This window comes from Abyssibacter sp., assembly GCF_964229365.1.
Classification (GTDB): domain Bacteria; phylum Pseudomonadota; class Gammaproteobacteria; order Nevskiales; family OUC007; genus Abyssibacter.
Window position 1 is genome coordinate 1 of the sequence record NZ_CAXRDQ010000047.1, and the last position, 25,142, is coordinate 25,142.

The following is a 25,142-nucleotide window of genomic DNA, read 5'->3' on the forward strand; positions in this document are numbered from 1 at the left end:
CGAACAACGCGGGCGGCATACGACACAACACAACGGCGTCGCGGGCTTCATCGTTGTCGTCCACGGCCACAATGCGTCCGTGTTCGCTGGCATATAGATGGGTTCTCATCGGCTGGCGCTTCAGTGGGCATGTCGGTGGGTGCGTCCCCATTAAACGGATTCCACGCGAGAAACCGGACACGGCAGGACGCCTGCCGGGCAATCCCAGCCTGGCGCCAGCCAAGCCCGCTAGTCACCAACAAGGCTGACCGACACCCGACGGCGATGCGCCTGCGCCCGAAACTCCCAGACGAAGACTCCCTGCCAGGTGCCCAGCTGCAAACGCCCGTCAACGACCGGAATCGTTAGCTGGCAACCGGTGAGCACGCTTTTCACGTGGGCCGACATGTCGTCAAGTCCTTCTGCCGTGTGGATGTAACGAGGGTCCCCGTCCGGGGCGAGATCCCACAGAAACCGGCGCAGATCGCGCAGCACGTCGGGATCAGCGTTCTCGCAGATGATCAGGCCCGCACTGGTATGCCTCAGCCACAGCGCACACTGCCCGATCCGGATGGATTGGCTGCGTACCCATGTGGAGAGTTCATCGGTGAACTCGGTGAGCGCACCAGGCTTGGTTGCGAGGGTGAATTCGGTCGCGACGGCAGTCATGCAGACTCCAATGGGATCGGACTGTGCTGATATTCTCGCGCACTCAATGATGGGGGAGACAGCATATGAAACGCCGTGACCTGATCGGCGCCGGCCTGGGCGCCGCGGCGCTGGGTAGCCTGGCGGGCTGCAAGCAGAGCGACTGTGAGACCACCACGGGGCATGTCAGCTCAAAGAAGCTGCAGTGGAAGATGGTGACCACCTGGCCGCCGAACTTTCCCGCGCTGGGCACCGGTGCAACGTTTCTTGCCGACATGATTTCGCGCCTGTCGGGCGGCCGTCTCACCGTCAAGGTATACGGTGCCGGCGAGCTGGTCCCGGCCTTCGAGGTGTTTGATGCGGTCTCGGCCGGCACGGCCCAAATGGGCCATGGCTCGGCCTATTACTGGAAGGGCAAGATCCCGGAGGCCCAGTTCTTCTCATCGGTGCCGTTCGGTCTGACGGCACAGGAAATGAGCGGCTGGCTCTACTTCGGCGGCGGCATGGAACTGTGGCGCGAGGTGTACGCGCCGTATGGGCTACTGCCGTTTGATGCGGGCAACACCACCGTGCAGACCGCAGGCTGGTTCAACAAGGAAATCAACTCGGTCGCTGACCTCAAGGGCCTGAAGATGCGGATTCCAGGCCTCGGTGGTGAAGTGCTGCGGCGCCTCGGCGTCACCGTACAGAACATTCCAGGCGGCGAACTGTTCCAGGCGCTGAACGACGGCACTATCGACGCCACCGAGTGGGTCGGACCGTACAACGACCTGGCCTTCGGACTGCACAAGGCCGCCAAGTATTGCTACTACCCTGGCTGGCATGAGCCCGGCAGTGTGCTGGAGTGCATGGTCAACAAGCAGGCCTTCGATGAGCTGCCGGAAGATTTGCAGGCCATCGTCGAGGCCGCCTGCCGCGTCACCAGCCAGAACATGGTGGCCGAGTTCACCGCGCGCAATGACCGTGCGCTGCAGACCTTGCGCAACGAGCACGGTGCCGATATCCGTCCCCTGCCCGTCGAAGTGCTGGAAGCGATCAAGGGCGTGGCGGATACGGTGGCCAGCGAAGTCGGTCAGACCAACGCCATGGCCGGTCGAATCTTCGAGTCGTACTCCACCTACCGAGACGGCGTGGATCAATGGACGGCGATTGCCGAACGTGCGTTTTTGAACGCGCGTGGGTGACAGCGCATCCGGCGGCGACCGTCGGTTCAAACCGGCTTAACCGACTTCGAAAGCCACATACGCAGCCCGGAAGATCCGCTAGTAGCCCCGCATCGACGGCAGCCAAGTCACCAGACCCGGCCAGTACGCCAGCAAGGCCATGAGCCCGACCTGGATCGCGATGAACGGCACCACTCCGCGGTAGATGGAGGTTGTAGCAACCGCGTCAGGCGCCACGCCTCGCAAATAGAACAGCGCGAAGCCGAACGGCGGGGTCAGGAAAGAGGTCTGGAGATTCAGGGCCATCATCACGCCGAGCCACACCGGGTCCACCCCCATTGCCAGCAGGATTGGACCGACGATGGGGACGACCACAAAGGTGATTTCGATGAAATCGAGAATGAACCCCAGCAGGAACATGAGGATCATCACCGCAATGACGGCGGTCGCCACGCCCCCCGGCAGATCGTGCAGCAGGTTCGCAACCAGCGCGTCCCCGTCGTAGCCGCGGAACACCAACGAGAAAATCGACGCGCCGATCAGGATCAGAAATACCATCGCACTGATCTGTGCCGTGGATTCCACGCATTCACGCAAGACCTTCCACGACAATCGGCGTCGCAGTAGCGCAATCAGCAACGCGCCCACCGCGCCAACCGAGGCCGCCTCCGTCGGCGTGGCGATTCCCCCCATGATCGAACCGAGTACGGCGGCGATCAACACGCAGGGCGGCAGCAGCCCGCCCAGCAGCTGCCAAAGGCTGATCGGTGCCTGCTGGAAAGCTGGCGCCAGATCCGGGCGACGGGATGCCTTGATCAGGACCCAGGCCAGGTAGCTTGCGACCAGCAACATGCCGGGAAGCAATGCGCCCAGGAACAAGTCCCCGACCGAGACCGTCTTGGGTGAAAACACACCCTGCTGAATCTGGGCCTGCTGGTAGGCCGACGACATCACGTCGCCGAGTAGGACCAGTACGATCGACGGGGGAATCAGCTGGCCGAGGGTTCCGGAGGCGCAGATGGTTCCGGTCGCCATCTCAGGTGAATAGCCGGCACGCAGCATCACCGGCAGCGACAGCAGCCCCATGGTCACCACGGTGGCGCCGATGATGCCGGTGGATGCGGCCAGCAAGGCGCCGACAACCACCACGCTGGCGGCCAACCCACCCGGTACTCGCCCAAAGAGACTGGCCATGCCGGTGAGCAGCTGCTCCGCGACCCGCGAGCGCTCGAGCACCACCCCCCTGAGGACGACCAGCGGCACCGCGATCAGCGTGCCGTTCATCATGATCCCGAACACCCGGTTCGGCACCGCCTGCATGAAGCTCGGGTCGAATACACCCAGCAGCGTACCGCCCCCTGCGAAGATCAACGCGACGCCAGCCAGCGTCAGGGCGACCGGGTAGCCGGCCAGCAACGCGCCACAAACTGCCAGAAACATCGCGATGGCAACAAAACTCATCGCGATGTCCAGACGTCGGAGGCAGCGCGCAGCGCCAAGGCCAGACCCTGAAGGGCCAGCAGCGCCGCAGCGACCGGGATAAGCGTCTTCACGAGATACACGCCGGGCATGCCGCCGGGCTCACGCGAGCCTTCCTGCACGCGCCAGGCCACGGCAACGTAATCCAGGCTCTCGACGACGAGATATGCGCAGACCGGCCACAGCAGGCAAACCGTGCCGAGCAGATTGACCACGGCCTGCCGCCGCGCGGACCAGCGCCGATAAAACACATCGACACGGACGTGACCGTCGAGGCCGAGCACCCAGGCCAGCGACAACATGAACATCGTCGCATTGGCAGCTACCAGCGCCTCCTGCAAGGCCACCCAACCAAGCTCCCAGCCATAGCGGAGCAGCACCATGCCAAAGCAAAGCGCGGCCATCACCAGCGTCAGCCAGGCGGCGGCGCGGCCGATGACTGCGGGAAGCACGCCCAGCCAAACCGCGGCGCGAGCAAGCATGGGACTCGCGGCTCGATCAGGCACCATCATGCGCTGCGGCGTTCGCCCCCCTGGGCTTTCTGATCGACCGCAGCCGAGGTGATCAGCCGGTCTCCTCGGACCGTGTTGGGTTCCGCGCTCTTCAGCAACGACTCGAGCTGGCCAAGCACCTGCTGCAACACCGAATGTGCCGAGTCATGCCGAGTTAGCTGACACTCCAGCACTGCGGTGGTCACGCTAACGTTGAGGGTTAGTTCACCGAATCGCATGGCGTGCTCGGCGATGCGGCTAGTCAACTCGTTCATCACAGCCTCGCCACTGCATAGCCGCGTGGATGGCATGACAATCATGATCTCGTCACCGCCATACCGTCCGACCACGTCAACGTGGCGCAGCCTGGCCCGAACCTGCTCGGTGATTTCTCGCAGCACGTGGTCGCCAACCGAGCGACCGTGGGTCTCGTTGAGTTCGCGGTAGCCATCAATGTCGAACGCCGCGATGCAGAACGCCTGCTCGTCACGCTGTGCACGCTGCAACTCGAAGCTGACCCGTTCCATGAGCGCGGGACGGTTATAGAGACGGGTCAGGGGGTCGCGGGTGAGCGTGTAGGTCACGCGCCGGAACCGCTGAATGCGTCGCTGGATGACGGACAGGATGAGCTCCGGGTCATCGCCCTTCGAAAGCAGCGCGTCGGCACCGGCACGCAATGCTCCTCGCAGCAGTCCCGGGTCGGAAACACTAGTCAGAAAGATGACCGGTATATCAAACAGGCTTTCATGCTGGCGCAGTATCTGGGTGAGCTCAATGCCGTCAAGGTCAGGCATTTGCATGTCCATCAGCACAAGGTCGGGGCGAAACTCCAGCAAGCGCTCCAGCGCCTCCACCGGGTCGCTGACCAGCGCGGTCCGAAACCCGGAGCCCTCCAGCAGCGTCGAGTAGTACTGCCCGATCTGCACATCATCCTCAATGATCGCAATCCGGCCGACATCAATCGGGCCAGGTTCGCCGCGACCGACGAACTGCTCCAGCAGCTGGGCCAGGGCCGTGACGTTCACCGGTTTGGTGAAGAAGGCATCCGCCCCCGAATCCACGGCCCATTGCCTGGCCCGCACATCCGTGCGTTGCGATAGATAAACCAAGCCGGGTTTGTAGCGGAGCCTGGCGACCATCGCCTCGGCGATCTGAAAACCGTAGTCCTCGCCCTCGGAGAACATCAAGTCCATGAGAATGCAGGCCGGGCGGATGCCGCCAACACTCTCCATCGCGGCAAACGGGTCGGTGAAACCGCTGATATCGAAGCCAACCGCCATCAATTGACGGGTGAGAATGTCCACCATGGCGGGATCATCGTCGACCAGCACGATGCGCGGCAGCTCGGTCAGCCTGTTCTGCGCGGAGTCCTGCGCTGTGCCAGCATGCGGATCGCCCGGCGGAGGTCGTCGCAGGCAGGCATCAAGCTCACGTGTCAGACGATCGAAGTGGTTCGAAAGATGCTCTGGCGGCTCGCCGACTGTACGAAATTGGAGCGCCTGATCGAGCATTCTCGCAGCATCGCCCAGGTCGGCGAAGCCGTAAGATGCGGCCGAGCCCGCCATGCGGTGAACCAGCAGCTTGAGCACCGCGGTGCCGTCTTCATTCCATCCCGATTCGCTGGCCGCGTGGTAGGCCGCCATGAGATCAGCACGCTTCTTGTCCAGGGATGAGTGGTAGCGCTGCACCAGCTGCGTCAGAGCGGCGCGCGCATCAGCATTTAACATTTAACCCCCGACCCGGCACATGCCGACAGTCTGCCGGTCACCGGGTGAAGCGTTGGTGAATCGCCATTGTGCCCACAACGTCGGACAACAGCCACTCGATTCACGCCGGACAGGGTCTGGTGATTCGACTCCCGTAATCCCAACTAGCCGCAGCCGCGCATTGCCCGCCAGTACCGACCTGCCAGGACTTGGCGTAGCACGCCGCATCAGTGACACTGCCCCGTACAACAAGCGACGGTGGCCAGCCACCCGCCGTCGGCCATTCGGGAGCGAGACAGCGGAACATTCAGATCGGCGCCTGTCGCTCGTCGCTCCATTGAATCCGGGACTTTACAAAATCTATGGCAGACATCCAGACGACTCGCTCGAGGGCACCGTTGCGCCTGGGGCTTGCGGGCGGCGGCACCGATTTGTCGCCCTACGCGGACATTTATGGCGGCGCCGTTCTCAATCTGACGATCGACCGCTATGCCTTCGCGTCGATCACGCCTCGCGAAGACGGCCGGTTGCGTTTCGAAGCCCATGATATCGGCGAGACCAGGGAGTACGACGTCAACGACGACTTGTCGAATTCCGAGTTGCTGCTGCACCGGGGCGTGTACGAGCGGATGATTCGCGACTACAACGGCGGGCAGCGCATCGCGATGACCCTGACTACGACGGTCGACGCACCGATGGGCTCGGGGCTGGGCTCGTCCTCCGCGCTGGTTGTCGCGCTGGTCGATGCCTTTCGCGAGTTGTTGTCCGCCCCGCTGGGTGAATACGACGTGGCGCGGCTGGCTTTCGATATCGAGCGAGTCGATCTGAAGCTGGCCGGCGGACGCCAGGATCAATACGCGGCGGCGTTCGGGGGCCTCAATTTCATCGAGTTCCTGGCCGAAGAACGCGTCATCGTCAATCCCTTGCGGCTGCGCCGGGATATCCGGAACGAACTGGAATCGTCCCTGATCACCTGTTTCTCCGGCCGGTCCCGCGAATCGGCGCACATCATCGACATGCAAACCTCCGAGCTGGGCAAGGGCACGGCCAAGACAATCGAGGCTATGCACACGTTGAAGGATGGCGCCATCACGATGAAACGCCTGCTGTTTTCGGGCGACATACCTGGCATGGCCGAACTGCTCAACGAGAGCTGGCTGGCAAAAAAAGCGACCGCGTCGGGCGTGAGCAATCCTCATATCGATGAACTCTACGAACTGGCGCTGCGCAACGGCGCTCTGGGCGGCAAGGTGTCCGGCGCCGGAGGTGGTGGGTTCATGTTCTTCATCGCGTCCCCCGACCAGCGCTACCGCCTGATCGAGGCGCTGGAAAACGCACACGCCACCGCCAACCCGGTGAAGTTCAACGACGTCGGGGTCGAAACCTGGCGCCCGCCCATGCCTGCCCGTTAGCCGACCATGCAATGCGCCATTCTTTGTGGGGGCCTGGGCACACGCCTGGGCCAACTCACCGCTGAAACCCCCAAACCACTGCTCGCCGTGGACGGCACGCCGTTTCTGGAAACCCTGCTGTTCGAACTGGGCCGCCAGGGCATCCGCCGGGTCCTGCTGCTGGCCGCCTTTCGCAACGACAAGATCACGGCGTTCGTGCAGACCTCCGCCGCCGTCCAGCGCTTTTCGTTGGACGTATCCATTGCGGTCGAACCCGACCGAGCCGGCACCGGCGGCGCCCTTTGGCACGCCAGGGAACAGCTCGATGACTGGTTCTATCTAATCAATGGGGACACCTGGTTCGACATTCCCTTGTTGTCACTGCACGGCAAGGCCAGGGAGGATCGCCCTTGCGAAGGCGTGATCGCGCTGCGCCAGGTCGATGATGGCTCGCGCTACGGAACGGTTGATTTTGACGCTCAGGGACAGGTGACCGCGTTCGCGGAGAAATCGAGCCGGCAAGGCGTCAGCCATATCAACGGTGGCATCTACCTGTTATCGCGGACCGTGCTCCGGTTCACCGCGCCACAATGCTCCATCGAGCATGACGTGTTGCCGGCCCTGGTCGCGGAGGGCAGCCTGCTAAGCGTGCCGTTCGACCAGAACTACTTCATCGACATCGGCATCCCCGAAACCTACGAACGCGCGCAAGTCGAGATTCCGGCACACAAGACCCGACCGGCTGCGTTTCTGGATCGCGATGGAGTGCTGAACCGGGATCATGGCCATGTCGGTACGCTGGATCGCTTTGAACTGATGCCTGGTGCAGCCGAAGGGGTCGCGAAACTCAATGCGGCGGGTTTTTACGTGTTTGTCGTCACCAATCAGGCCGGCATTGGCCGCGGGTACTACTCGGAGGCCGAGCATCTGGCCCTGATGGACCATCTGGCATTGCAGCTCCGCAAGGCTGGCGGCCATTTTGACGATCATCGCTACTGCCCCTACCACCCGGAGGCCGGGGTCGGCCACTATCGCCAGGCCCATCCATGGCGTAAGCCGGAGCCCGGCATGCTGCTTGATCTAATGGAACACTGGAGCGTGGATATCGAACGCAGCTTCATCATCGGCGACAAGCCCAGTGACCTCCAGGCGGGCCAGCGCGCCGGAGTCGGCGGATACCTGTTCGACCACGGCAATCTAGCCGCCTTTATCGACACGCTGCTGACAAACCAACACACGCCGGGCCAATCGCATGCATGAATCCTTGATTTCGCTGCAACAAGCGCACGAGGACCTGCGCAGCTGGCTATTCGAAGCAGCGCTTCCGCTCTGGTGGACCACCGGTGGCGACCGCAACCTCGGGGGCTATTACGAAAAGATCAGTCATCAAGGGGACCCGGTAGAGGCTCCCCGGCGGACGCGGGTCGTCGGCCGGCAAATCTATGTCTATGCCACGGCCATGCAGATCGGTTGGACAGGGCCTGCCGCAGACGCCGTGGCCCATGGCTTGGACTATCTGCAAACACGCTGCCTCAAGCCTGATCACACGCTTTACTCGCAGACGACAGCCACGGGGGATGTTCTCCGTGCGGATTTCGATCTCTACGACCATGCCTTCGCGCTGTTCGGCCTCGCGGCTGCCGGCCGGGTGAGTGACGATCGCGAACAGCTTGCGACACTGGCCGCAGCCATTCGTGACGCGGTCATCGCGGGATGGAAGCATCCCCTGTTCGGATTCGAGGAAAGCATGCCGCGGTCGCTGCCACTGCTCGCCAATCCACATATGCACGTGCTCGAGGCCTGCCTCGCGTGGATCGAGACCGGACCCGCCCAGGGCGATACCGGCTGGGACCGGCTCGCCGATGAACTCGTGAGCCTATGCCTGCAGAAGTTCCTGCACCCGGACAACGGCTCGCTGCGGGAGTTCTTCGATGCCGACTGGAACCCCGTGCAAGGCGATGAAGGGCGGATCGTAGAACCCGGCCACCAGTACGAGTGGGCCTGGCTGCTGAAGCGCTGGGGAGTGCTGCGCGGTGATACGCGAGCCCTACGGGCCGCGGAGCGCCTGATCGACATCGCCGAGACCCACGGGGTCGATACGGATCGCGGCGTGGCGTTCAACGAAATCTACGACGATTTCGCACCCCGCGACCGCGCGGCGCGGATCTGGCCGCAGACGGAACGCATCAAGGCCTGGCTCGCGCTAGCTGATATCGCCGAGACGCCTGCCGATCGGCACGCGGCTCACGCACGAGCCGCCCTGGCCATCCGCGGACTCGAGAAGTATTTCTCAGCGGACCGGCCTGGACTCTGGCACGAAACCATGAATGCCGACGGCTCCTTCGTCCAGGAACACGCCCGGGCGTCCACGCTCTACCACATCACCTGCGCCGCGGCAGAGCTCGACGCGGCGATGAAGCGGATAACGTAGCACCGTGAGCGCTTGGCTGTCAGCGGCGTAGCAATTTCTTCCACCCATAGCGGAAAACGATCGGAAAGATCTTGGGACCCTTGACGAGGTAACGTCGCCACATGCGCTTGGGATTACTGAGCAGGCGGTGGAGCCACTCGAGGCCGACAAGCTGATAGAAGCGCGGGGCACGAACCTGCTTTCCGGTCAGAAAGTCCACGCTGGCACCCACACAAAACGCCACGCCGCTAGACCGCCCTCGCCTGGTCAGTTCGTAGACAATGTTTTCCTGCTTCGGAAAGGTGATGCACACGAATAGCAGATCCCATTGCGCCGCAAGCACATTCTCGATCATCTCGTCCCATTCGGGGGTGCCGACGGTGAGCCGCGCCGGAGCGGGCAGATAGACCAGCGAGGATTGCGGAAATTTATTGACCAGGATGTCGAAGTCTTCCGGCGGCGGCCCGAGCACCGCCATGGTGCATCCGCTGAACAACGGCTGTTCCACCAGCGACTGCGTCAGATCGGAGCCGGGACAAGGCCGCAGCCGTACGCCCACAAAGCGTCCGAGTATCGCCAGAATCCGGCTGTCGCAGACGACCAAGACAGCCCGCCTGTAGATCTCCTTCGCCAGGGGATAGGACGTATCATGGAACGACACCATGTTGTCGACATTCGGCGTCACCACATAGCCATACGGCTGATCGCGCAGGATCTCGGCCAGTCGTTGCCGGATCTCGGCGAGGCTTCCGTCCGAAAACGTGAGCCCGAGAAATTCCTGTTCCTTCATCATTCAGCAGATCTCCATCACGTTTTGCATGCATGGCCCGTCCGGTCAGAAACCGAGGCGCAGGGTCAGCCGGGACACCCAGACTTCGTACGACTCGCCAGCCTGGTTGGAATCGCGGCGTTCGCGAGATCCGGACAGCTGTACTCCGAGGCGTTCCAGCGGTTGCCAGAATGCCGTTAGCCGGCCGCGGCTGATGTCATCCTTACGGGCTCGCTGCCCTGCGATCAAGACATCGGACTGGTAGCGCACCGCCCGTCGTTCCACCTCCAAGCGGAAACGGGTCTTCACCGACCACTGCCATTCGATCTGAGTGCGGATGCCACTGTCGGTGGCGAAATTGGCGTCGACTTGCTCCGTCGACCAGATTCGGCGGGATGCCTGAACGCCGACACGGGTCCGCCCGCTGATGCTGCGGTTGTAATCCAGCCGACCGGTCGCGGCCGAAAAGTCACGTCCTGCGACGGGGGTCTGTTCACGACGAGTCACGCCGATCGCGCCATTCAGTGTTGAGATGGCCGACGGGGACCAGCGCATCCGAACTTCACCACTGTATTGCCGGTACGACGTGGCCAGCCCCGGATTGGCCTGCTCGCTGCGATGCGGAAACTCGCCGTCCAGGATGGTGAGTCCGAGCCCCAGTTCACCAATCGGATCCCGACGATAAAACCCGGCCAGGTCCACCTGCTGTTCATCGAGATCAAAAGCTGCGTCATCGGGATCAGAGCCAGCGCGGCTGGTGTAGCTCGTCGAAAGCTCAGTCCGAAACAGCGAATTGAGATGATAGGTGCCGGTCAGTTCGTAGAGACGGTCAACCGTGAACGACTGCTCTTGCCCATCGCGGAATTCGAAGGGGTCCTGGCTGCGCTCAGCCTGTGCGCGCAGCAGCCCCTCGAAGCGACGCCCGGCCTTCCACTCCCAGCGGCCGTCCAGCTGATACTCGTCATGGTTCAGCTCGTCCGACGTCTTGTATTCGAACCGGCGCCAAAGCCCCGTCAGGTTCATGGCCTGCAACCCCGGGCTGAATTCGCCGGTCAGGCCGACACTCGCCACGCCGATGACATCGGTGACTTGATTCGCGCCCGGCGCGGATTCGACGCGAAAGAGATTGTCATCGTAGATGATCTCTCCCGTCGCGAACGGGGAGACGTCAAATTGCTGGGCCTGTGCCTGCCACCCGGCCAGGCCCAGCACGACAGACAGGGCGAAGCGCCGCCAGTGCCGGCCGCCTGTAGCCGATCGGGTCAAATGTAGCCCGCTCGCTTATCAGCGGCCGACCGCGCTGCACGGCCGCTGTAATCAGTACGCATTCTCGTCCTTGAAGATCATGACCAGCGTGAGCACGATGATCTTGAGATCCAGCACAGGCGACCAGCTGCGAATGTACTGCAGGTCGTACTCAATGCGCTTCTCCATGCGATCCAGCGTCTGTGTCTCGCCGCGATAGCCATTCACCTGCGCCAGCCCGGTCACGCCCGGCTTCACCTTGTGACGAGCCATGTATCCCTGGATGGCGCGACGGTAGAACTCGTTGTGCGCGACGGCGTGCGGCCGCGGGCCGACGATCGACATGTCGCCGCGCAACACCGTCCAGAACTGCGGCCACTCATCGAGTGACGTCCTCCGGAGAAAGCGGCCGACGCGCGTGACGCGAGGATCGACCCGGCTCACCTGCTCGATCTTCTCGTCGTTCTCCATCACCGACATGCTGCGAAACTTGTGCACGTTGAAGCTTTCGCCGTTCAGCCCATACCGGTGCTGTCGGAAGATGATCGGCCCCTTGGAGTCGAGCTTGATCGCTGTAGCGATGATCGCCATCAATGGCACGCTGGCGATGAGCGCAAAAGCCGCGAACACGACATCAAACGCACGCTTGAGCAACCCGTCCACGCCATAGAACGGGGTCTCGATGACTTCAAGAACCGGTACGCCTTCGATCTCGTAGAACTGGGTCGGCATCATCGTGAAAATCTCTCCGGCCGGCACATAAAAGATCGATGCGGTGGTATCACCCAGCTCGTTGATCAGCCCCACACTCCGATCGTAAGCGCCCTCGGGCAAGCAGATGAAGACCACCTCAATTCCGTGATCACGCACGTAGCTGGCCACCGTGGAAACAGCGCCGAGGTGAGGGATACGCGGCAGCGCACCGCCGGTTCGGGATGGCTCTCGGTCCTCGAAGTAGCCCACGAAGTCGTAGCCGACATCCGAGACCCGGTCGACCAGCTTCCGGGATGCTCCGTTGACAAAGAGAACCACGGCCGATCGCCGACTGGTCAGGGACGGAAAGGCGCGCAGTATCCCGTAACGTAACGCCACGTGGACCAGCACAAGCGTCACGGGCACAGAAACAAACCACGACGCCAGAACCCGCCGCGACACCCCTTCGCTCGCGTCTGCAAAAAAACCGATGAGAATCACGAACGCAATCAGGACGATCCACAGCCATAACAGGCGGGTGCCCAGAGAGCCTGGCCTGCCCAATTGCCATGCGGAGGTCAGCGACACGCCCCGCATCAGCAGAAACGCCAGCATCGCGGCAAAGATGCCCGTGGCCTGATAACCGGCCGCGAAGGTTTCCCGGTGGAGCAGGCACGACACGGCGAGCATCACGTAAGTCACGGCCGCGTAGGCGGCACCATTGAGTAACCCGGCACGCGCGCTGGATTGCGCCATCACCCCCCCCTATAAGCTGTTGTATTTGCGCAAGAAGCAGCATATGGCCCTGACGCCGCCCGTCAATAGCAACGTTTCGATCTACCGCGATGCCCGCCCATCGAGGCTGGAAACATGCGGGCGCCGTTGCCTTCGCTTCAAGCCGCACAAACTTCCGGAAGCGGCCGTCGACGGCTCTACCAGAGCATCTCGCCAACCAGAGTACATGCTTGCTCCGGACCTGAGCAGACGGCGCACCCCGGTGGGCAGCCGCGTTTCGGCGCGGGGGACAGTGTAACCTGCCATGCAAAATCGGCTATCGTTTCTCCGCGGCGGGTCCTGTCGGTCCGCCACTGGCCAACACGCTCCCGCGACGACCTCATGGACGCTAGCATCATCATCACGACCTATCGACGGGAATCACTACTGTCGACACTGGTTGCCGATTGCATCGCCCAGATTCGGGCGCTGCCTGAGCTTCACATTGACGTCTGGGTCATCGACAACAGTCCGGATGCCAGCGCGCGCGCGCACGTTGATCAGTCGACAGAAGTCCACTTTGTGCACGAGCCACGACCTGGCGTTTCCCACGCGCGCAATCGCGGCATTGCTGACAGTGCGGGGCGCTGCATCATCTTCATCGATGATGATGAACGCCCCGCCCCCGGATGGTTGGCAGCTCTGCTGACCCTGCAAAAAGACACGAATGCGGATGTCCTCTTCGGGCCTGTGCACCCGCAGCCCGTCGATGACGCCACGCCCATGGACCACTTCTACACGGAGTTTGTTCGACAGGACTCCGACGCGCCAGCGGGTGCCGCTATCGCCCGGCACACACCCTGGGCGGGGTTCAAGCGTGGCCTCAGCCGGCGGCCGCTGGCGTCGAACAACACCCTGCTGCTGCGTTCGCGTTGTATCTTCGATGCTGCGCCATTCGATCCGTCGCTCGGGCAAACCGGCGGTGAAGACACGCTCTTCTTCACGGAGCTCCAAAGAAAACATCGGCGTCTGCTCTGGTGTCCTGATGCCGTGGTCACGGAATCCGTCCCGGCGGACAGACGCACATTGCAGTTCTATTTGCGCCGCAAGTTCCGAAACGGCCAGATCACCACGTCAACCTGCCTGAAACTCGCACCGGCGGAGCACGGCCTCGCCGTCGCGTGGATGGCGACCGGATTGCTGCAGTGCCTGATCGGCCTCCTCTTCTCGGCCATGTGGCCGTTTGATCGGCTGCGCGGCTACCGCGGGCTAGGCACGGTCGCCACAGGGCTGGGCAAGCTGTTCTATCACGAACGTTTTCGGCAGATCGCGTATGGTCAGGCGCAGGTTTCGACACCGGTATGACGTGCCAGGACCTCCCCCAGTTCGCCACCGCTAGGCCTGGCTCGATTGGTGCTATGTTGATCACCAACCTCCAACTCCATTACCGCCGACAGGCATGTCTTTGAACACGGGTAACAATCCGGCCCCGGTACCAAGCAATCTGATTACCCCCGGGCTGTCGCTGGCGCAGTTGATCGCGATCCTTTGGGCATATCGGTTCTGGATTGTCGGCGCCACGCTGTCAATGGCGATTGTTTCAGTGGTGCTGAGCAAGCTGGTGCTGCCCAAGACCTATGAGTCCACCGCCACCCTGCTAATCGACTTTGCGGTGAACGACCCGATCACTGGAAGAGACCTGCCCACCGGACTCGCCAGCTCCTACATGGCGACCCAGATCGAGGCCATCCAGGGCCCGAACACGCTCCATCCGGCCCTGGATCGACTCGGCTGGTTGAATGATCCGGAGCGCAGCGACGGTTTCGACGGCGGCGGCGAGGTCTCCTTGACCAGTTGGTTAAGCCGCAACCTGTCGGAGAACCTGACAGTCAAGCAGGGAGCGGATTCACGGTTCATCTACATCACCTATACAGCGCACTCGCCTGGCGAAGCCGCCCATGTGGCCAACACGATTGCAGACACCTTCGTGGAAGAGCAGCACGCCCGCAGCACCAAGCCGGCGCAGCAATTGACACGGCGCTACCGCGAGCAACTGGACGACTTGCGTGCCGCCGTTAACGACGCGCAATCACAGGTGACCCGCTACCGCGAACAGTCCGGGCTGCTGAACCTGGAGCAGGATGGCGTCGCCGACCGGGATCGACTGCTCGACATCGAGCGGCGCTTGTCCGAAGCCGAATCGCGCCGGCGGGAAGCACAGCAGCGGTTACAGTATGCGACCGAATCCGATGCCCGGGTGCTGGGTTCCGGCCTCATCCAGTCGCTCAAGACCCGGGTCGCCGAACTCGAGGCCTCGGTGGCGGACCTAAGCACCAGCCTGGGCCCGCGCCACCCCCGGTATGTCGCGCAGGAAAACGAGCTGGCTGCCGCTCGCATGCGACTGGGCCGGGAAATTGACGCCTACCTGGGCAATGCCCGTGCCGAACTGGCTGCGGCCCAGACGCAGGAACGCAGCTTGCGGGCCCAGCGCAACAACGCCAGGACGCAGATGCAGTCAGACCGCAGCCTGCAGGATGAAGGTGCCCGGTACCTGCGCGAGCTGGAGTCGGCGAAGCGTGCCTACCAACAGGCGCTGGACGAATACGACCGCCTGCAGCTGGGGACTCGCAACGATCAGAGCAGCGCGAACGTGGCGAGCCGCGCCACTCCGCCACTCAACCCCAGCTCCCCCAAGACGGTCGTCAACCTCATCCTCGCGTTGATTCTAGGCGGCGGGCTGGCGGTGACAGCCTGCTTCGTGATCGAACTGCTCAACCGCCGGGTGCGCTGCCGTGACGATGTAGAGCGGGACCTCGACCTCCCGGTCCTCGCTGAGCTCAATCCTGCCGGTGCCCGCAGGCGACTGATCTTCTGATCGCGCCGCGGTGCTCTCTTCACCACAGCAGACCCCGGCCCCGCAGCGGGACACCGGGTACTGGAAACTCACCGGGGCTTTGCTGTTCGTCACCGTATTCTTCGCCATTATTCCCAGCGGCTTTGAATGGGGAGTGACGGACCCCGGTCAAACCAACGACACGCTGCGCAAAGTCCAGTGGCTGCCGCTGTACGGTCTGGGAGGATGGTTGCTGTGGCGGCGGCGGCGAATCGCTCTCGCGATGCTGCCGCTGATCAACCCATTCTTGATCCTGTTCTGCCTGTGGGCGCTGGTGTCGGTGTCTTGGGCGGAGGTCGTGTCCAGTTCCATCGCCAGAAACGTCAAGCTCTGGGGCACCATGGCGATCGCGCTGGGTTGCGCCAGCGCAAGCTGGGCGCCCACCCGCTTCGAACACCTGACGTGGAAGACCCTGATGTTTGCGCTGGGTGTTTCTCTGATCATGGTGTTTGCACTACCCGAGATCGCGCGTCACCAGGACGACGCGCTGCGCGGCCTCTGGAACGGCATCACGGCATCGAAGAACCAGATGGGGTTCGTATTTTCGCTTGCGATGATTTTTACGGCCATCAACTACTACCGGGGCACAGTACGGGGCAAAACCCTGGTGCTCTGCCTCGCATTGATCGGCGTCATGATCGTCGGCGTGCAAAGCACCACGTCGACTCTATGCGGCCTGATCGGCACTGCGATCGTATGGATGGTGGTCCGCCCCCCGGTGGATACGCGCGGCTACCTGGGGCTGATCATCGGTATCGCGATCCTCGTGATTGGCGTGCCGTACTTTGTCGTCAGCCTGCTCAGCGCACCGCCCACGGTCACCCAGATTCTGGAGCCGGCTGCCACAGCCGTTGGCAAGGACATCAGCCTGACAGGCCGAGACGACATCTGGGAGTACGTCATCTCGGAAGCGAAGCAGCATCCGATCAAGGGGATGGGTTACGGCTCGTTCTGGCTCGGGCCAGGGGGGCCTTCAGAGTGGATTCATGAAGCGCTTTACTGGATACCGTTTCAGGCACATAACGGCTACATCGATATCGTCAACGAAACGGGGTTTATCGGCCTGGGGCTCGTTATCGCCTTCGTGCTGATGCATCTCTATCAAATCCGACTCGTCCTGCGCATCGATCGGATCGGGGCCGCGGGTCATCTGGCGCTGCTGATTTATGTCCTGATTTCCAATATCGCCGAGACAACCCTGTTTCTTCCACCAACCCTGCCCTTTACGCTCCTGGCGCTCTCGTCAGCCGTGATGTCACGAGTCCTCTTACAGGCGCGATGGCAGGCCGAAGCGGAACAGGCTTCACGATCGCTCAATCCCCGCTTCCAGCGGCCGGAATCGGGGCCTAGACAGGCATGAATCAACGCAGGGTTCTGCTGTCGAATGCACTGGCCGGGATGATTGACCAAGCCCTGCTGTCCGCATTGAATTTCGCCATCGGGTTGCTATTCATCCGCCTCGCGAGCAAAGAGGAATACGGCCTGTACACGCAGTTCTTCGGCCTGCTCATGCTCAGCCAGAGTCTGCAGAACGCGTTGACCAACAGCCCGCTGATCGCATTGGGCGCCAAGCTGTCCGATGCACGCATGCGCACGCTGTCGGAGCACCTGCTACGGCTGCAGACCTGGGTCTCGCTGGTGCTCGGCGCTGTCAGCATCGTCGGGGTCTGGCTCACGGACCAATTCGCCCATGTGCCACAGTTGGAAATGTCCGTGGCCCTGGGCTTCGTCTGCGCGCTCGTCGGGCAATGGTTGCGGGAGTTCGCGCGGCATTATCATTTCCTCAACATGCGCCCCCATGCGGCGCTGCTCACCGACATCCTGTACGGGACCAGCCTGGTGTGCGGCTTGGTGATCACCGTCCTGTGGTTGGAGGTCACGACGACCTGGCTGCTGCTGGTCATGGGCATCGCCAGTGCCATTGCGGGACTGCACGGCATTCTTCAGTCCAAAATCTCGCTCGGACGAGCCAGCGCCGACGCCAGGAATCTGATGCAGCGGGCCTGGTCCATGAGCCGCTGGACGTTGCCAGGCACCATCGTCGACTGGCTGTCGCGAAACACCTTCGCCATCGTCGTAGGCGCGATCCTCGGCCTGGCCGCGGCGGCCGACATCAGTGCCGCGCGGTTGCTGCTCATGCCTGCCGCCTTGTGCGTCACCGCCTGGGGCAAGGTGTTTACGCCACGGTTCTCCCGATGGTGGGGCGCGGGCGACACCCGCCTGCTGGACACGGTCTCACGCGTCTCGGTCATCGCGCTGGTCGCCATCATGGCCGCGTATACCGCGGTGTTGGTCCTGGGCTTCGACCTGCTGCAGCGCTTTGTTCTGGGCGGAGAGTACGCAACAGCCAAGCCCTTGCTGCTGACCTGGGCCATTTATTTCGCGATTACGGCGATTCGCCAAGTCGGCACCGTCACCATGGCCGCCGGCGAGCGCTTCCAATCCCTTTTCCACTATGGCTGGATTGCTACCCTTATCGGCCTGCCCGCGGCCATCGTATTGACCTGGCTGGCCGGAACCCAAGGGGCCATCTTTGGCCTGATCCTCGGTGAATCCGCATTGGCCCTGCTGATACTCCTGCGTGGCGTGCGCAGCATGCGTGCGAATCGCTCCCAACACCGCGAGACCGGCGCACCCAGCGCCTGAACGATGCCTCTCAACCATTCATGTCTCCGGCTGCTTGCCCTGCTACTGGGCGGCACCTATTCGCTTGGCCTATCGGCGCTAACGCTGGAGGCCGAGCAGGCAGAGTTCCATGGCCAGGTCAGCAGCAGCCGGTCTCCGCTGGCCTCGGGATACCGTTACACCCAAGGCTATAAATCGGATGCCGATTACCTGGAATTCACCATCCAGCACCCGGCCACGGAACGGCTGCAAGCGCGCCTGCGGTACCGGACACCCCACGGCAAGAAAGGCATCGATTTCACGGTCAACAGTGAGAGCAACCGCATCATGCTGCCGGCCAGCAACCGCTTTACGTCGATTGATGCCGGGCTCGTCACACTGCAGAAAGGCCGCAATATCATCCGGATTGGCGGAGGCTGGCATTACTACGAGATCGATGCGCTTGAGCTGGTCCCGGCCCCGCCCATTCGGCCGCTGCGCGCAGTCCCCGCCACGCTGGTTTCACCCCGGGCATCGCGCCAGACGCAGGCGCTGTTTGCTCGTCTGCAGGAATCCTACGGCCACAGCACGCTGAGCGGGCAGCAGGAAGCATCGGAACTCGCTCATATCGAGACGGTCACGGGGCGACGACCGGTGATCATCGGAGGCGACCTGGTGATCTACTCGCCGTACTGGCTCACGTTCGGGGGACAGCCGGACACTCAGACGCGATTCGGCACAACGGCAGACTATCTCGCCGCGGCCAAGTCTGGCCACGTGATCTCGCTGGCATGGCACTGGCACGCACCCACGGACAACAAGGCACGCAACTGGTCACCCGGCGCCAGCCCCTTCTACTCGAAGGCCACCCGGTTTCCGCTGGCCGAGGTGCTGGATCAGCCCGACAGCCCCCGCTACGCATTGCTGCTGCGGGATATCGACGCGATTGCGGTCGAGCTGCGCCGCTACCAGCAAGCGGGCGTCCCTATCCTCTGGAGGCCGCTACACGAAGCTGAGGGCGGCTGGTTCTGGTGGGGTGCACATGGCCCGGAGACGCAGAAACGTCTATGGCGCCTGCTGTTTCAACGCCTCACCGAGCTGCATGGCCTCGATAACCTGATCTGGGTTTACAGCTTCACGACCGAACTCGACATGACCTGGTACCCAGGCGATGCATTCGTCGACATCGTCGGCGTAGATGCCTACCCCAAGGACCGCAGTGCCACGCTGAATGCGGAATGGCAAAAGCTCCACCGCAGCTTCGACGGCCGCAAACTCATTGCATTGACCGAAGTCGGCGGGGCACCGGACACCGAAGCGATGCATGAACAGGGGGTCCGATGGGCCTATTTCCTGACCTGGGAGGGCGCAGAACAAGGCCCCCGCTCCGTGCCGCGTCAACGCCTCAGCGACGCCTATCGCGCGCCTGTGACGATCACGCTGGACGAGTGGCGGGGCTCCACACCGCCGAACAAGGCGGATTGAACGACCAAACGCTGACTCGCCGCGACCTACGCGCGAACTCGCTCACCATCAAGCTCACCCATGCGCGGTCCGCGGACATCAGGCCACAGCCGGCTCAGCGCGTCCCCAGGTAATCGGCCTGCTGCTGTGCGGACAGACAGTCCAGCACGGCATCCGGATTGTCGAAGCGGGCGAGCAAATCGTTCGTGTTCTGCTTTTCGATCTGGGTGCGTAATGCGTCGCCATCCGGCGCCCCGATATGCAGCAACTCAAACACTTCGTGCATGCGCGTCGCGATCTCGGAATAGTCCAGCTGGACGTGTTCGCGAGATGCCAGCATCGCACTGATCCGCGTTGTTTCGGCGTCCCGGCGCGAAGCGAAGCGGCGAAATTCGGTGGCGTCGAAGTGGATCTTCTTCTTCGCCGACCCGCGTCGCACCACATTCCCCTTGGCCCATTGCCCGGAGGCCTTGGCGATTTTGAAGGACGAGTATTGCGCCAGGTAATTGTTTCGGGTGAGGAAAATCACCTTCCAGTTCTCGTCGCGAACAATGGCGCGCAAGACCCGGCGATTATGGCCCGGGAACAGCTTGAACCCTGCCGCCTGCGCCTGCGGATGCGCCGCGAAACTGCGCTGCATCAACGCATCAAGAAACCGCATGGGCATCAGATCTCGATAGAGGCGCAGCCCGGCATAGAGTAGCGGCCGACTGCGGAGCGGCTCATGGAAACTCGAGTAGATTTCCCAGCGGTGAAACACTTCGTAGTGGCAGACCACGGCAGGCTGCGTGTCCAGGACGCTGCAAAGCCAGTTTGAGCCCGTTCTCGGGGCCGCGATGATGCAGAATCGGGTCGACACCGTCAGGTCGCTCCTGGAATTGCTGGTCGGCTAAGTTCACGAATGTCGTCGATGATCACGGACTGCGCCTGCGACGAAAACACATCGGGTATGGCAACCGCGTCCGCGGTGCCGGCGTCGGCCGCGCTGAGCTGCGCGTGGAGCTCGGCCGCGAATGTATCGGCATCATCGGCAATTGGCAGCTGATCGCGTATGTCGTCGGGCAATCCGGACGCGCCTTCACGGGTCGTTACAAATGTCACGCCCAATCCCAGCATCTCCAGGGTTTTGACCTTGATGCCGCTGCCCTGGCGCACGGGATTGACGAAGACTCGGGCCTGCGCATAAAGCGGGCGCACATCGTCGGGATCAGCGATCAGCGTGACGTCCGGCAAGGATTCGCACAGCGCTTGCAGTGCGGGCACCGGCGATCGGCCGGCGATGAGCACCCGCACCGCGCCATGACGCTCCGTCAATCGGGGCAGCACGTCGCCAAGAAACCAGGTGATGCCGTCAACGTTGTTGTCCATGGTCAGATTGCCGATGAATCCGACGTCATGGCTCGGTGTGTGACCGTCGGCGACCAGCGCTTCGACACGCACGATGGGGGGTTGCCAGCGAAAGTGGGAATAACCTCGTGCTTCCCAGAATTTCATGTCATCCGCAGAGCAGTCGTACACCCGTGCAGCGTGTTCGATCACACGCGTTTCCAGGGGTTCGGCCCGCCAGGCCGTGAAGAAGCGGCGCAGCCGCTGACGCCCGCGTGAAGTGGCGTAAAGCCGACGCGCATAGACGTATTCGATATTGTGCGAGCGGTATAACAGCGGAAGCGCCAAGCGATCGCAGACAGCCAAGGCCAGTCGCGCGCCGTGCAACCCGTCCAGTAGGACAGCATCGGGCGCAAACGCCTCGACACGAGCGACCACCTGCGCCACCTGGGCAGCCGGCAGCCAGCGACTGGCCTCTTCCCAGGGGTAACGTGCCAGCAACAGCGATTTGCGAATCTTGGTTGGTAGGTCCCGCGCAATATCCAGCACCAGCACGTCATCAGCGACCGCTCGCAATGAACGCTCAAGCGCATCATGCGATCCGCCGTCACACCACCACGCGACGATCTGCAGGCGGACACCCAGCGCATGCAGGGCCTCGATTCGCCGCGACATGTCCACTCTGGCGCCGTGATGCGGCGGATAGGGGGCATCGTGGCAAAAGATCGTCAGCGCAGGCTGATCGGTCACCGGGGCTCCTGCAGTCGACGATGACATTCAGGCCAACGCTCGATCGAGTAAGACTGTTCCAATCAGTTCCACGCCGTGCGACCGCAGTTCAGCGACCAGCGCACGCGTCTCTGAAACCGGGTCCACATCGCGCCCGATGACCACGATCGCGCTTCCCGCGACCGAGGCAACAGCCTGGGCATCAGCGATTCCGTCCACCTGCGTCGCATCCAGCAGGACGGTGCCGCGCCGACTGGCGTCGGCATGCAGCCACTCCCTGAACCGCGGATGAAGCACGCGTTCGAAGACACGATCCTGAGTGGCTCCACCTGTGATCAGGGTGAACTCGGGCAACTCATCGAACTGATAGCCCGAAAGCCCCGACTCGCCTGCCAGCCAGGAGGCCAGACCATCTTGCTCAGCGACACCGAACAGCGCGCTCGACTGTCCGGCCTGTAGTCCGACATCGACAAGGCATGTCGGGCGTCCCGACCGCGATAACATGACCGCGAGATTGGCCGGCACGGAGGCACGAGAGGCACTCTGCCCTGCAGACACGAACGCCACGACCGCCCGCTTTTTCATCTGCTCGAGTCGCGGCATGGTCCTGGCCAGCAGTCCGCGATAGTTGCGAGATTCCGCCGACTCGGGCCTTAGCACTGTGACCAGTGCCTGCGCCGGATTCAACGGCACCTGATGAATCGTGGCGACCGGTCCGAGCGCCTTCGGCAACGCGCTGCCGGCAGCGTTGCCAACCGTCGGCGCGGCCTGCTCGGGGCCATTCTCTATCGCTGCTGATGAATGGAGATCCGGAGCGACCTTCGGCTGCCGCCCTGAGGACGATTCTGGCCCGGCCAAACGCTGCGACTCGAACGACGCCTCGGCACCTGGGGCCGTCGCCGCAGCCCGGTCACGGCTAGCAGCACGGGATACGGAAACGGACGTGGCGCTGTTCTGCCGCCGGGACGGGCTATCGGCGCTCGCCACAACGCTGGACGGCTGCGCCACGCGGGGGCGCGCCTGCGCCTGACGGGGGGGCTGCGTGTCCTGCTCGGACTTCAACGTGCGCTTCAGCCGTGCGGAATCCTGCTCGCTGGCTTCCGCATCGATGATCCGGCCGCCGCCGATCCGGGTCGCCAGAATGCCGCGCTTCACAGTGGGTTTGGTTGAGTCAGCCATGGGAGGTCAGTATAGGACCGGCTTTTCGGGGAATGGGTGACTTATAGCAGACCATCCGGCAGAGGCCGATGTACGAGCAGTCAGAACAGACGTTCCTTCACGACAATCACGTCGTCAGGCTGTACCCGATCCTCCAGCCCGACCGAGCGCGTGACCGTCCGACCATCTTCAAGCGTGCGTTTCAGCTTGACCTTGGAATCACTGCCCCGGTCCGTCAATCCACCGCCCAGCGAGATTGCCTGCATCACCGTAATCGACTCCGGCAGCGGATACGCATCCGGCCGGCGCACTTCGCCGTAGATATAGAATTTCGGCGCGACCGGGACATAGATGGTATCGCCGGCCTGCAAATCGATGGTGCCGGTGTTTTGCGCGGTCAGTAACTGGTCGAGGTTGATCGAATAGCGTTGGTGTCGATCACCACCGCGCCGGACCAGCGCGACTGTTCTGGACCCCTGGGCAGTGATGCCTCCGGCCAACGCCAATGCGTCGAGCACAGTGGTCGACGATTCAAGCGGGAATCGTCCGGGCGACGCGACGGAGCCCAGCACCGAAATCTGGCGACTGCGCAACTCCTCGATGGTGATATTGACCTGCGGTTGCTTCAGGAACCCGCCGCTTTCGTAAGCCGCTGCCACCCGGTCACTGGCCTGCTGGGTGGATAGCCCGGCCACCTGCACCCGGTCGATCAAAGGCAGCGAGACGCTACCGTCGTCCCCGACCACCGTTTCGGTCGCCAAGTCCGGCTGCCCGAACACGTTGACTCGAATGCTGTCGCCTGCCCCCAGACCTGAGTCGTGACCAAAGCCAGCCGGCTGTCGCGGCAGCGTCGCAGGAGCCGGAAGCCGACTCTGCATTGGCCCAGCGTCGGGCGATCCTGGTGGCTTTGCGGCTGGTCGAAGCGGCGGAAAAACCTCTGGCGCTGGTCTTTCACGAGTCCGCGTCTCCGATGCGGTCGGTGCGCGCTGCAGCTGCGGCGCGACGTCGACGGGCGCCACGGCTCGCTCGGCGGGCAGCGACCGATACCCGGAAATGCGCGCATTTGTCTGCGCAGACGGCACGGCTTTATCCTGGATTACGTCGTGCTGACCGGCAGTACCGCGAGCCCGAGGCCCACCCAGAATTTGCGGCTCCGGAATGGCGAAAACACGGGGCACCGGCTTCGGGCTCTGCCGGGCGCGATCGGCCGACGCGGTTGATTCCACCCAGCGACCATAGGGGTCGACATCTGGCGCGGGCACCTGCTGGCGAGGCAGCGGCGCGGGCTGGGCTGGAAGCCTGGATTGCTGAGACCGCTGCGGTGGACGCGATGGTTGAGACGCGGGATCGGGGATGACAATGGTCGTGGGCGGACGCAGCGCACGCCGGTCGCCCGCAAATGCCTGTGGCGGTATCCGCGCAGGCTGCTCCTCGACGGGCCAGGGGTCGCTCGAGACCCAGCGCGGGTCCTCCTGCTCCAGATAACCCTGGCCCCAGGCAACCTGCGCACAGGCAGCCATGGCGGCAACCGCCAGCATACGCCCCGCGGCCGCCCACTGAGTCCCTACCCTGCTGCTGTTGAACAAATTCATCATTCGGCGTTGTCGACCCAGGCGCTCGACCGTCTCCGGCCCATCCGAATCAGCCAAACCCATGAACGTCTGCCGATCCCCGATAACTCACGATTCTAACCCCAAAACCCCGACGTATGGGGATTTATGCCTGTGAAACAAGGGCTTGAACCGGATTTGTCAACCCCCAAATCGCAGACATCCCCGGCGTTGCCCGGTGGTGACTCAACCGAAACCACACTGGAGGTCCAACGTGAATCTCAAGCACTATGAACCCGTGGGCGTGTTCAACGCCTTATCGCAAGAACTCGACCGCTGGATGGATGCCAGCCAAAGCCAACAGGCCAGCCGTGCCTGGACGCCGGCGGCGGACATCGAAGAAACCGATGGCCACTATCTCGTCCGCCTCGATGTTCCAGGGGTGAGCCCTGAACACATCGAAGTCCGTGTCGAAAAGAACGTGCTCACGGTGGAAGGTGAGCGCGAGGCTGTGGCGAACGAGGCTGGACGCTTCACCCGCGTCGAACGTATCCAGGGCAAGTTCGTCCGTCAGTTCCGTCTGCCCGATGTCGCCGACGACGAGGCCATCGAAGCCGATTATGCACAGGGTGTGCTAACGGTGCAGATCGCCAAGAAGCAAAGCAGCCAGCCCCGACAAATCACCGTCCGGGTCAGCTAAGCGAGACTGCGCACGGCTTTCGGGGGTCCG

At 62.9% G+C, this 25,142-nt stretch carries 21 protein-coding genes; 10 read left to right on the forward strand and 11 right to left on the reverse strand.

The annotated features are described in order from the left end of the window. Positions 1-228: 228 nt before the first annotated feature. Positions 229-648 (reverse strand): secondary thiamine-phosphate synthase enzyme YjbQ, encoded by a 420-nt coding sequence (locus ACE1EY_RS07850; protein WP_291515022.1) that lies wholly within the window; start codon positions 646-648, stop codon positions 229-231. Between the two features lie 65 nt (positions 649-713). On the opposite strand from ACE1EY_RS07850, the gene ACE1EY_RS07855 reads away from it, so the two are divergent. After that, positions 714-1,811, forward strand: coding sequence for a TRAP transporter substrate-binding protein (locus ACE1EY_RS07855; protein ID WP_291515021.1), 1,098 nt, complete (start codon positions 714-716; stop codon positions 1,809-1,811). Positions 1,812-1,889: 78 nt separating this feature from the next. Here ACE1EY_RS07855 and ACE1EY_RS07860 read toward each other — a convergent pair whose 3' ends face one another. Genes ACE1EY_RS07860 through ACE1EY_RS07870 form a run of 3 tightly spaced genes read right to left on the reverse strand, consistent with a single transcriptional unit; the run spans position 1,890 to position 5,487 of the window. Then, positions 1,890-3,251 (reverse strand): TRAP transporter large permease subunit, encoded by a 1,362-nt coding sequence (locus ACE1EY_RS07860; protein ID WP_370299884.1) that lies wholly within the window; start codon positions 3,249-3,251, stop codon positions 1,890-1,892. Beyond that, positions 3,248-3,751, reverse strand: coding sequence for a TRAP transporter small permease subunit (locus tag ACE1EY_RS07865; protein WP_370299885.1), 504 nt, complete (start codon positions 3,749-3,751; stop codon positions 3,248-3,250). Before ACE1EY_RS07865 ends, ACE1EY_RS07860 begins: the two co-directional genes overlap by 4 nt. Before the next feature lie 26 nt (positions 3,752-3,777). Further along, on the reverse strand, positions 3,778-5,487 hold the full coding sequence (locus tag ACE1EY_RS07870; RefSeq protein WP_370299886.1) for a response regulator: 1,710 nt from the start codon (positions 5,485-5,487) through the stop codon (positions 3,778-3,780). A 377-nt stretch (positions 5,488-5,864) separates the two neighbouring features. Between ACE1EY_RS07870 and ACE1EY_RS07875 the strand changes: the two genes are divergently transcribed. The 3 genes from ACE1EY_RS07875 to ACE1EY_RS07885 are packed head-to-tail and all read left to right on the forward strand — an operon-like array spanning position 5,865 to position 9,288. Continuing rightward, a complete protein-coding gene (locus ACE1EY_RS07875; protein ID WP_373928062.1) occupies positions 5,865-6,878 on the forward strand; it encodes a dehydrogenase in 1,014 nt (337 codons plus the stop codon). A gap of 6 nt (positions 6,879-6,884) precedes the next feature. Further along, a complete protein-coding gene (locus ACE1EY_RS07880; RefSeq protein ID WP_370299888.1) occupies positions 6,885-8,117 on the forward strand; it encodes an HAD-IIIA family hydrolase in 1,233 nt (410 codons plus the stop codon). Further along, positions 8,110-9,288, forward strand: coding sequence for an AGE family epimerase/isomerase (locus ACE1EY_RS07885; protein WP_370299889.1), 1,179 nt, complete (start codon positions 8,110-8,112; stop codon positions 9,286-9,288). The genes ACE1EY_RS07880 and ACE1EY_RS07885 overlap by 8 nt, the downstream gene beginning before the upstream one ends. A gap of 19 nt (positions 9,289-9,307) precedes the next feature. On the opposite strand, the gene ACE1EY_RS07890 is transcribed toward ACE1EY_RS07885, so the two are convergent. From ACE1EY_RS07890 to ACE1EY_RS07900, 3 genes are read right to left on the reverse strand one after another with little or no spacing between them, the layout of a single operon-like run. Continuing rightward, complete coding sequence (locus ACE1EY_RS07890; protein WP_370299890.1) at positions 9,308-10,060, reverse strand: WecB/TagA/CpsF family glycosyltransferase; 753 nt, start codon at positions 10,058-10,060, stop codon at positions 9,308-9,310. Between the two features lie 42 nt (positions 10,061-10,102). Beyond that, positions 10,103-11,302: a hypothetical protein gene (locus tag ACE1EY_RS07895; protein WP_370299891.1), complete on the reverse strand. Its 1,200-nt coding sequence runs from the start codon at positions 11,300-11,302 to the stop codon at positions 10,103-10,105. 51 nt (positions 11,303-11,353) lie between these two features. Next, a complete protein-coding gene (locus tag ACE1EY_RS07900; RefSeq protein WP_370299892.1) occupies positions 11,354-12,730 on the reverse strand; it encodes an undecaprenyl-phosphate glucose phosphotransferase in 1,377 nt (458 codons plus the stop codon). Between the two features lie 360 nt (positions 12,731-13,090). Here ACE1EY_RS07900 and ACE1EY_RS07905 point away from each other — a divergent pair, with 360 nt between their 5' ends. The 5 genes from ACE1EY_RS07905 (at position 13,091) to ACE1EY_RS07925 (ending at position 19,670) form a co-directional block, all read left to right on the forward strand. Next, complete coding sequence (locus tag ACE1EY_RS07905) at positions 13,091-14,053, forward strand: glycosyltransferase family 2 protein (RefSeq protein ID WP_370299893.1); 963 nt, start codon at positions 13,091-13,093, stop codon at positions 14,051-14,053. 94 nt (positions 14,054-14,147) lie between these two features. Beyond that, positions 14,148-15,563, forward strand: a complete 1,416-nt coding sequence (locus ACE1EY_RS07910) for a Wzz/FepE/Etk N-terminal domain-containing protein (RefSeq protein ID WP_370299894.1) — start codon at positions 14,148-14,150, stop codon at positions 15,561-15,563. A gap of 10 nt (positions 15,564-15,573) precedes the next feature. Further along, entirely contained in the window at positions 15,574-16,941 is a 1,368-nt protein-coding gene (locus ACE1EY_RS07915) for an O-antigen ligase family protein (protein ID WP_370299895.1), read from the forward strand. Then, positions 16,938-18,227, forward strand: coding sequence for a hypothetical protein (locus ACE1EY_RS07920; RefSeq protein WP_291514287.1), 1,290 nt, complete (start codon positions 16,938-16,940; stop codon positions 18,225-18,227). The genes ACE1EY_RS07915 and ACE1EY_RS07920 overlap by 4 nt, the downstream gene beginning before the upstream one ends. A 3-nt stretch (positions 18,228-18,230) precedes the next feature. Then, a complete protein-coding gene (locus ACE1EY_RS07925) occupies positions 18,231-19,670 on the forward strand; it encodes a glycosyl hydrolase (protein ID WP_370299896.1) in 1,440 nt (479 codons plus the stop codon). A 94-nt stretch (positions 19,671-19,764) separates the two neighbouring features. Here the strand turns inward: ACE1EY_RS07925 and ACE1EY_RS07930 are convergent, their stop codons facing one another. The 4 genes from ACE1EY_RS07930 to ACE1EY_RS07945 form a co-directional block, all read right to left on the reverse strand. Then, a complete protein-coding gene (locus tag ACE1EY_RS07930) occupies positions 19,765-20,508 on the reverse strand; it encodes a sulfotransferase domain-containing protein (protein WP_291514285.1) in 744 nt (247 codons plus the stop codon). Between the two features lie 2 nt (positions 20,509-20,510). Then, the gene (locus tag ACE1EY_RS07935; protein ID WP_291514284.1) at positions 20,511-21,725 is read right to left on the reverse strand and encodes a glycosyltransferase; all 1,215 of its coding nucleotides are present in this window, start codon (positions 21,723-21,725) and stop codon (positions 20,511-20,513) included. A 27-nt stretch (positions 21,726-21,752) separates the two neighbouring features. Beyond that, a complete protein-coding gene (locus ACE1EY_RS07940) occupies positions 21,753-22,883 on the reverse strand; it encodes a hypothetical protein (RefSeq protein ID WP_370299897.1) in 1,131 nt (376 codons plus the stop codon). An 80-nt stretch (positions 22,884-22,963) separates the two neighbouring features. Then, entirely contained in the window at positions 22,964-23,740 is a 777-nt protein-coding gene (locus tag ACE1EY_RS07945) for an SLBB domain-containing protein (RefSeq protein WP_291514282.1), read from the reverse strand. A gap of 946 nt (positions 23,741-24,686) precedes the next feature. Between ACE1EY_RS07945 and ACE1EY_RS07950 the strand changes: the two genes are divergently transcribed. Further along, on the forward strand, positions 24,687-25,112 hold the full coding sequence (locus ACE1EY_RS07950; protein ID WP_370299898.1) for an Hsp20/alpha crystallin family protein: 426 nt from the start codon (positions 24,687-24,689) through the stop codon (positions 25,110-25,112). Positions 25,113-25,142: the final 30 nt, after the last annotated feature.